General features: G+C 45.4%; 11 protein-coding genes. 10 read left to right on the top strand and 1 reads right to left on the bottom strand.

Translation table 11 applies throughout. From position 1 onward, the window contains the following. Nucleotides 1-77: 77 nt before the first annotated feature. Nucleotides 78-1,469, bottom strand: a complete 1,392-nt coding sequence (gene radA / locus PGW99_RS07960) for a DNA repair protein RadA (protein ID WP_273777155.1) — start codon at nt 1,467-1,469, stop codon at nt 78-80. A 268-nt stretch (nt 1,470-1,737) separates the two neighbouring features. Between radA and PGW99_RS07955 the strand changes: the two genes are divergently transcribed. The 10 genes from PGW99_RS07955 (at nt 1,738) to serC (ending at nt 14,319) form a co-directional block, all read left to right on the top strand. Then, entirely contained in the window at nt 1,738-3,135 is a 1,398-nt protein-coding gene (locus tag PGW99_RS07955; RefSeq protein WP_273777154.1) for an amino acid permease, read from the top strand. 137 nt (nt 3,136-3,272) lie between these two features. Further along, nucleotides 3,273-3,488, top strand: a complete 216-nt coding sequence (gene lptM / locus PGW99_RS07950; RefSeq protein ID WP_273777152.1) for an LPS translocon maturation chaperone LptM — start codon at nt 3,273-3,275, stop codon at nt 3,486-3,488. A 21-nt stretch (nt 3,489-3,509) separates the two neighbouring features. Next, nucleotides 3,510-4,760 (top strand): diaminopimelate decarboxylase, encoded by a 1,251-nt coding sequence (gene lysA / locus PGW99_RS07945; RefSeq protein WP_273777150.1) that lies wholly within the window; start codon nt 3,510-3,512, stop codon nt 4,758-4,760. A 6-nt stretch (nt 4,761-4,766) separates the two neighbouring features. Continuing rightward, a complete protein-coding gene (gene dapF / locus PGW99_RS07940) occupies nt 4,767-5,612 on the top strand; it encodes a diaminopimelate epimerase (protein ID WP_273777148.1) in 846 nt (281 codons plus the stop codon). A 114-nt stretch (nt 5,613-5,726) separates the two neighbouring features. After that, a complete protein-coding gene (locus PGW99_RS07935) occupies nt 5,727-6,344 on the top strand; it encodes an alpha/beta fold hydrolase (protein WP_273777147.1) in 618 nt (205 codons plus the stop codon). A gap of 39 nt (nt 6,345-6,383) precedes the next feature. After that, nucleotides 6,384-7,286 carry a site-specific tyrosine recombinase/integron integrase gene (gene xerA, locus PGW99_RS07930; protein WP_273779474.1) on the top strand — a complete coding sequence of 301 codons (903 nt, stop codon included), beginning with the start codon at nt 6,384-6,386 and terminating at the stop codon, nt 7,284-7,286. Nucleotides 7,287-7,860: 574 nt separating this feature from the next. Further along, complete coding sequence (locus PGW99_RS07925) at nt 7,861-8,610, top strand: electron transfer flavoprotein subunit beta/FixA family protein (protein ID WP_273777145.1); 750 nt, start codon at nt 7,861-7,863, stop codon at nt 8,608-8,610. Nucleotides 8,611-8,627: 17 nt separating this feature from the next. Continuing rightward, nucleotides 8,628-9,560: an FAD-binding protein gene (locus PGW99_RS07920; RefSeq protein ID WP_273777143.1), complete on the top strand. Its 933-nt coding sequence runs from the start codon at nt 8,628-8,630 to the stop codon at nt 9,558-9,560. A gap of 375 nt (nt 9,561-9,935) precedes the next feature. After that, nucleotides 9,936-12,908 (top strand): DNA gyrase subunit A, encoded by a 2,973-nt coding sequence (gene gyrA, locus PGW99_RS07915; protein ID WP_273777141.1) that lies wholly within the window; start codon nt 9,936-9,938, stop codon nt 12,906-12,908. Between the two features lie 331 nt (nt 12,909-13,239). Then, on the top strand, nt 13,240-14,319 hold the full coding sequence (serC, locus tag PGW99_RS07910; protein WP_273777139.1) for a 3-phosphoserine/phosphohydroxythreonine transaminase: 1,080 nt from the start codon (nt 13,240-13,242) through the stop codon (nt 14,317-14,319). Nucleotides 14,320-14,616 lie beyond the last annotated feature (297 nt).

Raw genomic sequence — 14,616 nt, 5'->3', positions numbered from 1 at the left:
AATTGGTATATTTATGCAGGCAAATACATCAAATTTCAATGATTAAAATTATTTTTTACATACACATCTTGATTGATTTAAGACAGCTCGTCAGCGAGTTGCATCGCTTCTTGTAACGCCTCATGTAAACGAGCCACGGCAATGACCTGAACGCCAGGGATATTTTTTTGCGGGGCATTGGCACGTGGCAAGATAATGTACTTGAAACCGTGCTTGGTTGCTTCTTTTAGACGTTCTTGTCCATTTGGTACAGGACGAATTTCACCTGATAGGCCAACTTCACCAAATACGGCCAACTGTTGCGGTAGCGCTTTGCCACGTAAGCTGGAGGCACACGCCAGTAAAACAGCCAAATCGGATCCCGTTTCGGTAATTTTTAAACCACCGACAATATTGACATAGACATCCTGACCATTGGTTTGCACCCCACCATGGCGATGCATCACTGCGAGCAGCATGTTTAAACGGTTTTGTTCCAGACCGAGTGCGACGCGGCGAGGCTGTCCTTGTGCATCATCGACCAGGGCCTGCACTTCGACTAACAAGGGACGGGTGCCTTCACGACTGATCATCACCACTGAACCCGGAATCGCTTCATCATAGCGACTGAGAAAGATCGCAGATGGATTGGCGACTTCGCGTAAGCCTTTGTCGGTCATACCAAACACTCCGAGCTCATTCACCGCACCAAAACGGTTTTTCACGGCGCGAATCATACGGTAGCGTGAATCGGACTGACCTTCAAAATACAGTACACAATCGACCATGTGTTCCAGTACACGCGGACCAGCCAGCGCCCCTTCTTTGGTGACGTGGCCGACAATAAACAATGCTGTTCCGCTATTTTTGGCAAAGCGGGTCAACAGGGCTGCAGATTCCCGAATCTGTGAGACGCCACCCGGTGCAGATTGTAAACTTTCGGTATAGAGCGTCTGGATCGAATCCAGAATCGCCACGGCCGGTTTTTCATGGGCAAGCACTTCACAAATCCGTTCCACACAGGTTTCCGCCATGACTTTTAAACGATCGGTTGGCAAATCAAGGCGTTGTGCACGTAATGCGACCTGTGACAGGGATTCTTCCCCAGTCACATACAGCGCCGAGCTATTGCTTTTGGCCATATGGGTTGCAGTTTGCAGCAAGATGGTGGATTTTCCGATGCCGGGATCACCGCCAATCAGTACAACCGAGCCGGTGACCAGCCCGCCGCCTAACACCCGATCAAATTCGCTGATACCGGTGGCCATGCGCGTTTCATGTGAGACCGAAACTTGATTGAGGGTCGTGACCTGACTGGCCTGTCCTGCATAGCCCCCACCTAAATTGGGTTTGGCACGATGCGAAACTGCGGGCTCAAGACGGACTTCGGTCAGGCAGTTCCATTCACCACACTCTGAACACTGACCGGCCCATTTCGGGTGGTCACTGCCACATTGTTCACAACGATAAACGGTTTTGACCTTACTCATATCGCATGCATGTTCCAGTAAAAAATCTATGCCGAGAGTAGCAATAGTGGGCAGGAAACTCAATTTTTCAGTCTTTCTCTCGCCAAAAAATAGTTTGGCACGTAAACTGCAACCTGAGATGAATACTGTAATTTAAAGGATTAGGGATAACCGTGCTGCTAAATACAACATAAAGCAAAGCTGAGGAACGCATTATAGAGAACGAAGATCGGCGCAAAATTTCCTGATTTTGAGCCCTATTGATCAGATCAAATTTGTGAGAATAACAATGTCAAATGAAAACCTCGGTTCGCCTGTTGCGCACGGCGAACTGCAACGTAGTTTGTTAAACCGACACCTGCAGCTGATTGCCATCGGGGGAGCGATAGGAACCGGTTTATTTATGGGGTCAGGGAAAACCATCAGCTTGGCTGGCCCTTCGATTTTATTTATTTATATGATTATTGGCCTGATGGTTTTTTTAGTCATGCGGGCATTAGGAGAGCTGCTGCTGTCCAACCTGAGCTATAAATCATTTATCGATTTTTCGACGGATCTGATTGGACCATGGGCAGGTTATTTTGTCGGCTGGACCTATTGGCTGTGCTGGATCACCATCGGCATCGCCGATCTCTCCGCCATTATTTACTACTTGCAGTTCTTTAACGGTGGACAGCCCTTTAGCCCTATGGAAGGGGCCATGATCAGTATTGCATCGATCCTGTTTATTTTAGGACTGAATCTGGTCACCGTGCGGCTGTTTGGTGAAATGGAGTTCTGGTTTGCCTTGGTGAAAATTATCGCCATTGTGGTATTGATTGCTGTGGGACTCTGGATGATTTTTACCGGGTTTACTTCGACTACAGGTGAAGTCGCGTCTTTTACCCATTTGTGGTCGCATGGCGGTTTATTCCCGACCGGCCTTACCGGCTTCCTGGCTGGTTTCCAGATTGCCATCTTCGCTTTTGTCGGGGTGGAACTGGTCGGCACCACAGCGGCAGAAACCCATGATCCAGAACGTAACTTGCCAAAAGCAGTCAACTCGATCCCGATTCGGATTATTATTTTCTATGTGTTGGCTTTATTGATTGTGATGTCGGTGACGCCATGGAACCAGATTGATCCAACTATCAGTCCTTTCGTCAATCTGTTCAGTCAGGCTGGGGTTGCAGCTGCCGCGATTATCATGAATCTGGTGGTGTTATCTTCCGTGATGTCCTCCATGAACAGTGGGGTGTTTTCGACCAGCCGTATGTTGTTTGGTTTGTCGCGTGAACAACAAGGTCCAGAAATGTTTGGCAAGCTGAGTAAACATGCGATTCCTGCGAATGCTTTATATTTCTCGGTGATCTGTCTGTTGTTTGGTGCTGCATTACAATATTTTGTACCGGATACTGTATATGCCTTTACCTTGGCCACGACTTTATCCACGATTCTGTTTATCTGTGTGTGGATTATGATCATGTGGAGTTACATTAACTACCGCTCACAGCGTCCGGAATTACATGCCAAGTCTGTGTTTAAACTGCCGGGTGGCGTGTTTACCTGCTGGGTGGTTATTCTGTTTTTCGTGGGCATGATTTATGTACTTTCGCTGGAAAAAGACACCTGGCAAGCCTTGAAAATTAGCCCACTCTGGCTGGTGATTCTGGCGATTGGTTATTTCTTTACCCGCCGCCGAGCTTAACAGCTCTGTCTGAGCTGAAAAAACGTCAGTGCTTTGCTGGCGTTTTTTTTATTCTGGCTTTAATCTCTAAGCTTTAACACTTTGGTCAAGGTCTTGATCACGGTATACTTCCGGACATTTCTTAGATAGGTGGTCAGATGCGTCTCCTCATTTGTTGCATCACAATGTGTGCAACCGGTCTTGCGCTGGTGGGATGTGGTCAGTCTGGTGCTTTGCATTTACCAAACGATCCAAACTACGATAAACGCGCGAAATATTTGCTCTATCCGAATGTCGATCCTAAAAGCCAGCCCGCTCCACAGCAGCCGGTTACATCGACTACTGAATCTAATTCTTCTACATCTACACCTTAAGCTGAAGACAAGGACACATCCATGAGTTTCACCCGTATTGATGGGGTATTGCACGCTGAGCAATGTTCACTTGACCAACTCGCGCAGCAATTTGGCACACCACTTTATGTTTATTCTAAAGCCAGCTTTGAAAAGCATTATTTAGATATGGATCGTGCCTTTAGCTTTATCGATCATCAAATCTGTTTTGCGGTGAAATCGAACTCAAACTTGGCCGTATTGAACGTGTTGGCAAAGCTGGGCGCTGGTTTTGATATTGTCACTGGTGGCGAGTTGGCGCGTGTATTGGCTGCAGGTGGTGATGCGTCCAAAATTGTATTCTCAGGATTAGGCAAATCAGAAGCCGATATTGCCAAAGCCCTAGAAGTCGGGATTGCCTGCTTTAATGTTGAATCCTATGCGGAGTTAGACCGTATCCAGAAAGTGGCTGCACAGCTTGGCAAAAAAGCACCGATTTCACTGCGTGTGAATCCGGATGTGGATGCGAAAACCCATCCTTATATTTCGACCGGTCTCAAAGAAAACAAGTTCGGTATTCCATCCGATACCGTGTATGAAACCTATCAATATGCAGCTTCACTGCCGAACCTGGAAATTACCGGGATTGACTGCCATATCGGTTCGCAACTAACTGAAACCAAGCCCTTTGTAGATGCTCTAGACCGCATCATTGTGATGATCGATAAGTTGAAAACGCTGGGTATCCAGCTCAAACATATCGACATTGGCGGTGGTTTGGGTGTGACCTATAAAGATGAAACGCCGCCAAGCGTTGCAGAATATGCCAATGCGCTAAAACCGGCTTTAGAAAAACTCGGGTTAAAAGTCTATATGGAACCGGGGCGCAGCATTTCTGCCAATGCGGGTGTATTGCTCACGAAAGTGGATTTACTGAAACCGACCAATTATCGTAATTTTGCCATCATTGATGCCGCGATGAATGACCTGATTCGTCCGGCACTTTACGAAGCCTGGATGGACATCCAAGCGGTGACCCCACGTACTGATGTGGAAACGAAAGCATGGGATGTGGTCGGTGCGATTTGTGAAACCGGCGATTTCTTGGGTAAACAGCGTGAGCTGGCGATTCAGCAAGGTGATGTATTGGCTGTGCTTGGCGCAGGTGCTTATGGTTTTGTTATGAGTTCGAACTACAATACACGTGGCCGTGCAGCAGAAGTCATGGTTTCGGGTGACAAAGCTTACTTGATTCGTGAACGCGAAAGCATTGAATCCTTATGGGAACGTGAACGTTTATTGCCAGAGGAGTAAATTAAGATGTTTGTAGAATTTACCAAGATGCATGGTTTAGGTAATGACTTTATGGTGGTTGACCTGATCAGCCAGCGTGCCTATTTTGATGCACAAACTATTCAACGTCTGGCAGACCGTCACTTTGGAGTGGGTTTTGACCAGTTACTGATTGTTGAACCGCCGGATCTGCCGGATGTGGATTTTAAATATCGCATCTTTAATGCCGATGGTTCAGAAGTGGAGCAATGCGGCAATGGCGTACGTTGTTTCGCCCGTTTTGTGCATGAACGTCATTTGACCAACAAAACCAAAATCAAGGTACAGACTAAATCTGGAATTGTTGAGCCAGAGCTTGGCCCGAATGGCTGGGTGCGGGTCAATATGGGTTATCCAAAATTCACGCCAGAACAGATTCCATTCCTGACGGAACAGACCGATCCTTTATATACGGTTGAACTGCAGAATAATCAGGAACTGAAAGTTGATGTGGTGAATATGGGCAATCCGCATGCAGTCACTATTGTTCCAGATGTACTTACTGCCGATGTTGCAACGATTGGTCCACAAGTCGAATCGCATCCGCGTTTCCCTGAGCGCGTTAACGTCGGCTTTATGCAGGTTCTGAATGAAAAACAGGTGCGTCTGCGCGTGTTTGAACGGGGTTCAGGCGAGACCCTGGCCTGTGGTACTGGGGCTTGTGCGGCTGCGGTCAGCGGCATGCGCCGTGGTTTACTGGCACCGGAAGTTGAAGTGGAACTGGCTGGTGGCAAGTTGCATATCGCATGGCGTGAAGGCGATGTAGTGTGGATGACGGGTCCAACAGCGAACGTTTATGAAGGTCGTTTGGACTTGCGTTATTTTCAGGGCTAAAGCACCGCTCTGATCAAATTAAAAAGCACTCATCAAAATGCAGTTTGATGGGTGCTTTTTTATAGCATTAAATCCGTTATGCTTGAACCAAGATTAAAAGCAATCACTTCTCTTATGCCATCTTTGATTTTTTTGCCGGGTGCTTCGGGCAAGACTGCATTTTGGATGCCTCTGATTAAACTGCTTCCGGACATGCTGCAAACGCAAATTGTGGCCTATCCCGGTTTTGACCATGCACCTGCACAAGCAGAGGTTCATGATTTTTCGAGTTTAACTCGATATGTCATTGGACAGATCCAGCAGCCATGTATTCTGGTGGCCCAATCCATGGGCGGAATTTTTGCAGTTGAAGCGGCGTTAAGCCAACCCGAGCTGGTGAAAGGACTCATTTTAATGGCCACTTCAGGCGGGATCAATCTGCAGCCCTTTGCCGTGGAAGACTGGCGACTGGCCTATCAAAATAGTTTTTTACATTATCCCGACTGGTTTGTGACGGCACAGTGTGATTACACTTCGCGTTTATCCGAGATCAAATGTCCAGTGCTGTTGTTGTGGGGTGATCACGACCCAATCAGTCCTGTAGAGGTGGGTGAATATTTGCAGCAGCAGTTTTTGAATGCCCGTTTAGCGATTATTCCGGGAGGAGATCATTTATTTGCTGAGACTCGAGCAGTTGAAGTTGCGCCTCATGTTTATGACTATTTATCTGACTTTGCAGTAGGTGAGGTGTAAGAGCTGATGACAATCCCGGATCCGCAGCAGTTACTGGCCATGTGGTTGAAAGAGCGCCACATCCAGAACCAGTCTTTGCATACTTTGCAAGCGTATGCACGCGATGTACAAGCCTTTCTGAATTTTTGTCAGCAGAAAAACCTCACTTTAAATAATGTGGAAGCATCGGATTTACGTGAGTATCTGGCGTTAAAAGTTGAACAGCAGCAATTGGCCTCTAGTAGTTTGCAGCGACATTTGTCGGCCATTCGCCAATTTATGAAGTGGGCGGAGCAGGGGCAATATCTAGGTTTTAATCCCACAGATGATTTGCAACTCAAACGTCAGCCACGTCCTTTGCCAGGTATGCTGGATATTGAAACCGTTCAGCAGATTCTGGATCAACCAATGCCAGAAAAACCATTGGACCAGCAACTCTGGTTGAGAGACAAAAGCATGCTGGAATTGCTGTACTCCAGTGGCCTGCGTCTAGCTGAGCTGCAAAGTCTGCACATTCGCGATATTGATTTTAAGCGCCAGCTGTTAAGGATTACCGGCAAGGGAAATAAAACCCGAGTTATTCCTTTTGGCCGTAAAGCCAAAGAGAGCTTATTGAAATGGCTGCAGATTTACCGGATTTGGGGGGGAGAATTGCAACCCGATTCTCCAGTATTTATTAGCCAAAAGGGAAATGCGCTCAGCCCGCGTCAAATTGAAAATCGGGTCAAAGTTCAGGCCCAGCGAGCGGGTGTTAATGTGGATTTGCATCCTCATTTATTAAGGCATTGTTTTGCCTCGCATATGTTGTCGAATAGTGGTGATCTGCGTGCGGTGCAGGAAATGCTCGGACATAGCAATCTGACCACCACCCAGATTTATACCCATATTGACTTTGATCGTTTGGCTCAAGTCTATGATCAAGCACATCCCCGTGCACAGAAGCATCCTTCCTCAAAGTCCTAATATGAAGGATTGCTTGAAATCTTGAATGCCCGAACGATTTCTCTAAATAGAAACCACTACTTATAGGTGGCTTTCAATGATGAAGTGTGATGACCTGAAAGCCCAACAACCATTTTAAATAAAGTGGATTTAAAATCTAATAAGCCATCATCAATCAACTGGGCGAGATCAGAGCCCGCTAATAAATTTAAAGCAACCAAATAGAAAATCATAGTTTGGTCACAACTGACAAATTCGCCACTGACTGTAAAATCTAGTTTTGCTTAAAAAATACACTGTTTTCCTGGTTTAAAGTGTTTAAATCAGTGTTCCTGATGACATAAATAAGATAAAAAAATAATAAAAATCAAAGATTAAAAAATACTATAACAGCGGCAAATTGTATCAATAGATTGGTTACATTTTTAAATGAACTAAGCATTTCACGAATTTTAGGCAAATTGATGACCGTTTCGGTAATTGTGACTTGACCGAAATGCCATACGCATTGCAAGATAAGACACCTTAAAAATTTCAATTGAAAAGTTTTTCGCTTTTCAGATCATTTACTTTTGCTAAAACAGCCGAGGATTACATGAAGGCTCTTGTTGCAGTAAAACGTGTGGTGGATGCCAACGTTAAAGTTCGTGTTAAGCCGGACAATAGTGGAGTTGACCTTACTAACGTAAAAATGTCAATTAACCCATTCTGTGAAATCGCAGTGGAAGAAGCGGTTCGCCTAAAAGAAAAAGGAACAGTCTCAGAAATCATCGTTGTTTCAGTTGGTCCGAAAGAAGCGCAAGAACAGATCCGTTCATCGATGGCCCTTGGTGCAGATCGCGGTATTTTGGTTGAAACGGCTGATGACATCGGCGCTTTAGAAGTTGCTAAAATCCTCAAAGGTGTTGTAGAACAAGAACAACCACAACTGATCCTTTTAGGTAAACAAGCAATTGATGATGATTCTAACCAAGTCGGTCAAATGCTTGCTGCGCTACTCGGTTCAGGTCAGGCGACATTCGCTTCTGAAGTGAAAGTTGATGGCGATAAAGTTCAAGTGACACGTGAAATTGACGGTGGTCTGCAAACTGTTGAGCTTGCACTTCCAGCTGTGATCACTACAGATTTACGTCTGAACGAGCCACGCTATGCAGCTTTACCAAACATCATGAAAGCGCGTAAAAAGCCACTTGATAGCAAAACTCCTGCGGATTATGGTGTTACAGCAAGCACCAAACTCAAAACATTAAAAGTTGAGTCTCCTGCAGAGCGTCAAGCGGGTGTACAAGTGAAATCAGTCGACGAGCTGGTTGAAAAACTTAAAAATGAAGCGAAAGTGATCTAAAAGGCAGGGATGAAATCATGAGTATTTTAGTAATCGCTGAGCACGACAACAAAACATTAAATGCTGCTACTTTACACGTTGTTGCCGCGGCTCAAAAAATCGGTGGTGATATCACAGTCCTGGTTGCGGGTTCAGGTGCACAAGCTGTGGCCGATGCAGCAGCAAAAGTGGCGGGTGTAGGCAAAGTTTTACTGGCTGACAACGCGGTTTATGCAAACCAGTTGGCCGAAAACGTTGCAGCACTAGTTGCTGACTTGGGTAAAGGCTATAAGCATATTCTTGCTGCAGCTACGACCAACGGTAAAAACATTTTGCCACGTGCCGCTGCACTGCTTGATGTGAGCATGATCAGCGACATTATTTCAGTGGAATCTGCTAATACCTTCAAGCGTCCAATTTATGCGGGTAATGCGATTGCCACTGTTCAATCAGAAGAAGCGGTGATTTTGGCAACTGTACGTGGTACAGCATTCGATGCCGTGGCTGCTGAAGGTGGTTCTGCTGCTGTTGAAACCGTTGGCGAAGCTAAAGATGCAGGCGTGTCGAAGTTCGTTTCTGAAGAAATCGTGAAATCTGAACGTCCTGAACTTGCTGCTGCGCGTATTGTAGTATCTGGTGGTCGTGGTGTCGGTTCAGGTGAGAACTATCACAAGATCCTTGATCCATTGGCAGACAAATTGGGTGCTGCCTTGGGTGCATCACGTGCTGCTGTAGACGCAGGCTTCGTACCAAACGATATGCAAGTGGGTCAAACCGGTAAAATCGTTGCTCCTGAGCTGTATATCGCTGTGGGTATCTCAGGTGCGATCCAGCACTTGGCCGGTATGAAAGATTCTAAAGTGATCGTTGCGATCAACAAAGATGAAGAAGCACCAATTAATGCAGTTGCGGATTACTGGTTAGTGGGTGACTTAAATACGGTAGTACCAGAGCTCGTTGCTAAGATCTAATCTCGATCTAGACAAGTTCAAAGCGTTCCTAAGGAGACTTAGGGGCGCTTTTTTATTCTTGAATGTTTTTTATCGTTTGGGTTTTACCAAGGACTTGATCTCAGCTTATTCCTTAATTTTACACATCCATTTCGCTGGTCGGCTGCTAAGGAGATGATCTGCCTCCTGATGCTGACTCTTTGCTGGTTTATTGATCAATAAATTGTGTGAATTTAACAGGATAAAGCCAGCCCAATACACACAAAAATCAGGTCAATTGTGCTATTATGTCGAGCTGCATTTTAAATTTTTGGCCCGGTAATTTGGGTACAATTTTAGCTAAATTAAATAAGTAAATATCGGTTGTGTAGAGGACCGGTATAGAAAGGAGTATGCATGAGCGTATCGGAAATCCGCCCGATTGCCATTGAGGATGAACTCAAGCACTCATATCTAGATTATGCCATGAGCGTGATTGTATCGCGTGCATTGCCTGATGTACGCGATGGTCTTAAACCTGTTCACCGTCGTGTACTCTATGCGATGCACGAGTTGGGCAATGATTATAACAAAGCCTACAAAAAGTCTGCCCGTGTGGTCGGTGATGTCATCGGTAAATATCACCCGCATGGCGACTCTGCAGTTTATGAAACCATCGTGCGTATGGCGCAGGACTTTAGCTTGCGTTACCAGTTGGTGGATGGTCAGGGTAACTTCGGTTCGATTGATGGCGATAGCGCGGCAGCGATGCGTTATACCGAAGTTCGTATGCGTAAGCTAACGCATGAACTTCTTGCTGATTTAGAAAAAGATACCGTGGATTGGGAAGATAACTACGACGGCTCTGAGCGTATTCCTCAGGTCATGCCGACCCGAATCCCGAATCTTTTGGTGAATGGTGCTGCTGGTATTGCCGTGGGGATGGCGACCAACATGGCGCCACACAACATGACTGAAGTGATCAATGCCTGTCTGGCTTACGCGGATAACCCGAATATCTCGATTGAAGGTCTGATGGAACACATTTCAGGCCCAGATTTCCCAACAGGCGGGATCATTTACGGTAAATCCGGTATTGTCGATGCCTATCGTACCGGTAAAGGCCGTTTGCATATTCGTGGCAAATACCATTTTGAAGAAGATGCCAAGATCGGTCGTACCACGATTGTTTTCACTGAAATTCCATATCAGGTCAATAAAGCCAAAACCATTGAGCGGATTGCCGAGCTGGTCAAAGAGAAAAAGCTCGAAGGGATCTCAGAACTTCGCGACGAATCGGACAAAGAAGGCATGCGTATTGCCATCGATCTGAAACGTGGTGAAAATGCCGAAGTCATTGTCAATAACCTGTTTTTGAATACCCAGCTGGAAAACTCGTTCAGCATCAATATGGTCTGCCTAGATAACGGTCAGCCAAAATTGATGAATCTGAAAGACATCATTGCGGCCTTTATCCGTCACCGTCAGGAAGTAGTGACGCGTCGCACCATGTTTGAATTGCGTAAGGCACGTGAACGTGGTCATATCTTGGAAGGTTTAACGGTTGCGTTGGCCAATATTGATGCCATCATTGAAACCATTAAATCCTCAGCCAATCCAGGTGAAGCACGCGAGCGTTTACAAGCGGGTGAATGGGCTGCAGGTGGTGTGGTCGCTTTGTTAGAAAAAGCGGGTTCAATTTCCATCCGTCCGGAGGAGATTGAAGGTGAAGATCCAAACCGACCATTCGGTTTGACAGACAATATTTACCGTTTATCTCCAGCACAGGTGGCGGCGATCCTTGAGTTACGTTTGCATCGTTTAACCGGTCTGGAACAAGACAAGTTACATGCAGAGTATTCGGAAATTTTGGGTCACATTGCCGAATACACCGCGATTCTCAACGATTTTAATCTGTTGATGGGCGTTATCCGTCAGGAACTGGCGGAAGTCTTACAGCAATATGGCGATGCACGCCGGACCGAAATTATTGAATCACGGATTGATTTCTCACGTGAAGATTTAATTCCAGAAGAGCAGGTGGTACTGACCGTTTCACAAACCGGTTATGCCAAAACTCAGCCACTTTCCGATTATGCGGCACAACGTCGTGGTGGTCGTGGCAAGTCTGCAACTTCAATGAAGGAAGATGATTTCATTCAGCATCTGATTGTCACCTCCAACCATGCGACGGTGTTGTGCTTTACTAATGTGGGTAAAGTTTACCGATTGAAAGTCTTTGAGGTGCCGCAAGCTTCACGCGGAGCCAAAGGTCGTCCAATGGTGAACTTGCTGCCGCTGGATGCCAATGAAACGATTACCGCAATTTTACCGGTAATTGATGCGCCGAAGAAATTCACCGAACGTCTGGCTGACTTCAAAGCTTTTGTAAAAACGCATGCAGCTAAACTGCAGCAAAATGCCATCATCAATGCGCATTATGCTGAACTTGAAGCGGCATTAACTGAATTGGCTGAAGGCGATGATTTATCGGATACGTTACGTATTCAGTTAAAGCAAATCGGTCTTGAGCTTTCTACCGCTGATTTAGATGACGAAATTATCATTGAGTTTGCCCAGCAAGCTGAATGTGTACGTAAAAACTATTATGTCTTTATGGCGACTGCATCGGGTACAGTCAAACGTGTAGAGCTCGAACAGTTCAGTAATGTCCGTTCAAATGGTTTACGTGCAATTGAGTTAAATGACGAAGACACCTTGATTGGTGTGGCGATTACCGATGGCGAACAGCAAATCATGTTGTTCTCGAATGAAGGTAAAGCCATCCGCTTTGCAGAAACCGATGTGCGTGCGATGGGCCGTTCTGCCAAAGGTGTCCGTGGTATGCGTGTCAGCTTTGCAACCGCTGCCGCTGAAGACGCAGAAGAAAATGAACTTGAAAATGAAGAAGATGATTCTACAGATTCAAGTGTAACCAGCCGAATCGTTTCACTCGTTGTGGTTCCTGAAACGGGTGAAGTACTGTGCGCTTGTGCGAATGGCTATGGTAAGCGTACGCCAGTGGATGATTTCCCAACCAAAAAACGTGGCGGTAAAGGGGTGATTGCAATCAAGACCTCCGAACGTAATGGTGAGTTGGTTGGTGCGGTATCAATTGATGTGAGCAAAGAATTGATGCTGATTTCTGATGGCGGGACTTTAGTACGTACTCGTGCTTCAGAAGTCGCGACCACAGGTCGTAATGCGCAAGGTGTACGCCTAATTCGCCTCATGGAAGGTGAAGTTCTGGTGGGTGTAGTTTCCATTGAAGCAGTTGAAGATGACCTAGAAGAAGATCTGTTGGCATCTGAACATCTAGTAGATGATGTGACCATCGCTGATGATGCAGACCAGAATGAATCGGACCTAAATGAGTCTGATGAAGGCTAAATCATAATCTCTTGAAAAAGGATGCTTAGGCATCCTTTTTTATTGCATGTAATTTACTGCAGTCATAGATTCAAGTTTGAGCTGTCGAAAAGCGAGCAAAAATATCACTTTATATATCGAATCTTAATTGGGATTTGGCCATTGAAGGGAAATAAAACGAACCTGGATGAAAAGGGCACCGTGAATTTGTGAACCTTTCAATTCAGCATTATTGGCAAGATGATTTTAATTCAGCATCAGCATTGAAATATTTCCGTCCGAATATACTGCAAGAAAACTCATTCTGTGATTAAATGCCAAAAAATTTGTTTCATCTCATGAAGGAAAGATCATGCGCGCGTACAATTTCTGTGCTGGCCCTGCCGCATTACCCACTGCTGTGTTAGAAAAAGCTCAACAAGAGCTGCTCGACTGGCACGGTAAAGGCCTCTCGATTATGGAGATGAGCCACCGTAGTGCAGACTATGTCGCGGTTGCAGAAAAAGCTGAGGCGGATCTGCGTAAGCTGATGAACATTCCTGAAAACTACAAAGTGCTATTCTTACAAGGCGGAGCATCTCTACAGTTTTCAGCCATTCCTTTAAATTTGCTCGGTAAAAACAGCAAAGCAGATTATATTCATACCGGAATTTGGTCAGAAAAAGCGCTCAAAGAAGCACAGCGTTATGGTGACATCAATGTCATCGAAGCGGGTACCAAAGTCGATGGTAAATTGGCGATTACAGAACAAAGCCAGTGGAATTTGTCTAAAGATGCCGCTTATGTGCATTATGCGGACAATGAGACGATTGGTGGTCTGCAATTTGCAGGTATTCCTGAAGTTGAAGCGCCATTGGTTTCTGACCTGTCTTCAAGCATTTTGTCTGCACCTTTAGATGTATCTAAATTTGGCTTGATCTATGCGGGCGCACAAAAAAATATTGGCCCAGCAGGTCTAACTTTGGTGATTGTGCGTGAAGATTTGCTGGATCAGGCAAAACCTGAAATTCCAAGCATTTTGAAATATTCATCACAAGCGAAGAATGGTTCAATGGTCAATACACCATCAACCTATGCTTGGTATCTGTCTGGCCTGGTATTTGAATGGTTGCTTGAACAAGGTGGTGTAGACGCGATTCATCAGGTGAATCTGGAAAAAGCCAAATTACTTTATGGCTATATTGATTCTAGTGACTTCTATGCGAACCCGATTGCAGAAGCCAACCGTTCAATCATGAATGTGCCATTTACCTTGGCAGATGCCAATCTGGAAAAATTGTTCCTGAAAGAAGCGGAAGAAAACCATTTATTGAACTTGGCGGGTCACCGTTCTGTGGGCGGCATGCGTGCGAGTATCTACAATGCTGTTCCACTTGCGGGTGTGCAGGCATTAGTGAATTTTATGGATGACTTTGCGAAACGTAATGGTTAATCACTATTCATCCTAAATTTAAAAGCCCTCACGATTGAGGGCTTTTTTATTCGCATTAAAAAACAGCATTGAGCAGATGCCATAAATGAGGAGTGAATTCTTAGGCAAATAGACTGAAATGGTGAATCGTGAATGCTGCTAAAAACATGCCTAAAACAAAAAAACAGCAGGCAGCCCTATCTATTTTGAGTCGCGGATGACCGGGCAAAACCAAATTGGTCGTGTGTTCAGGTATTGTTTTCATTAATAAGCCTAAATCTTATATATTTTTGTTGAATCTAATATTGCTATTATTTT

This window comes from Acinetobacter sp. GSS19 (assembly GCF_028621895.1).
Taxonomy (GTDB): domain Bacteria; phylum Pseudomonadota; class Gammaproteobacteria; order Pseudomonadales; family Moraxellaceae; genus Acinetobacter.
This window is presented reverse-complemented; position numbering and strand designations above follow the sequence as displayed.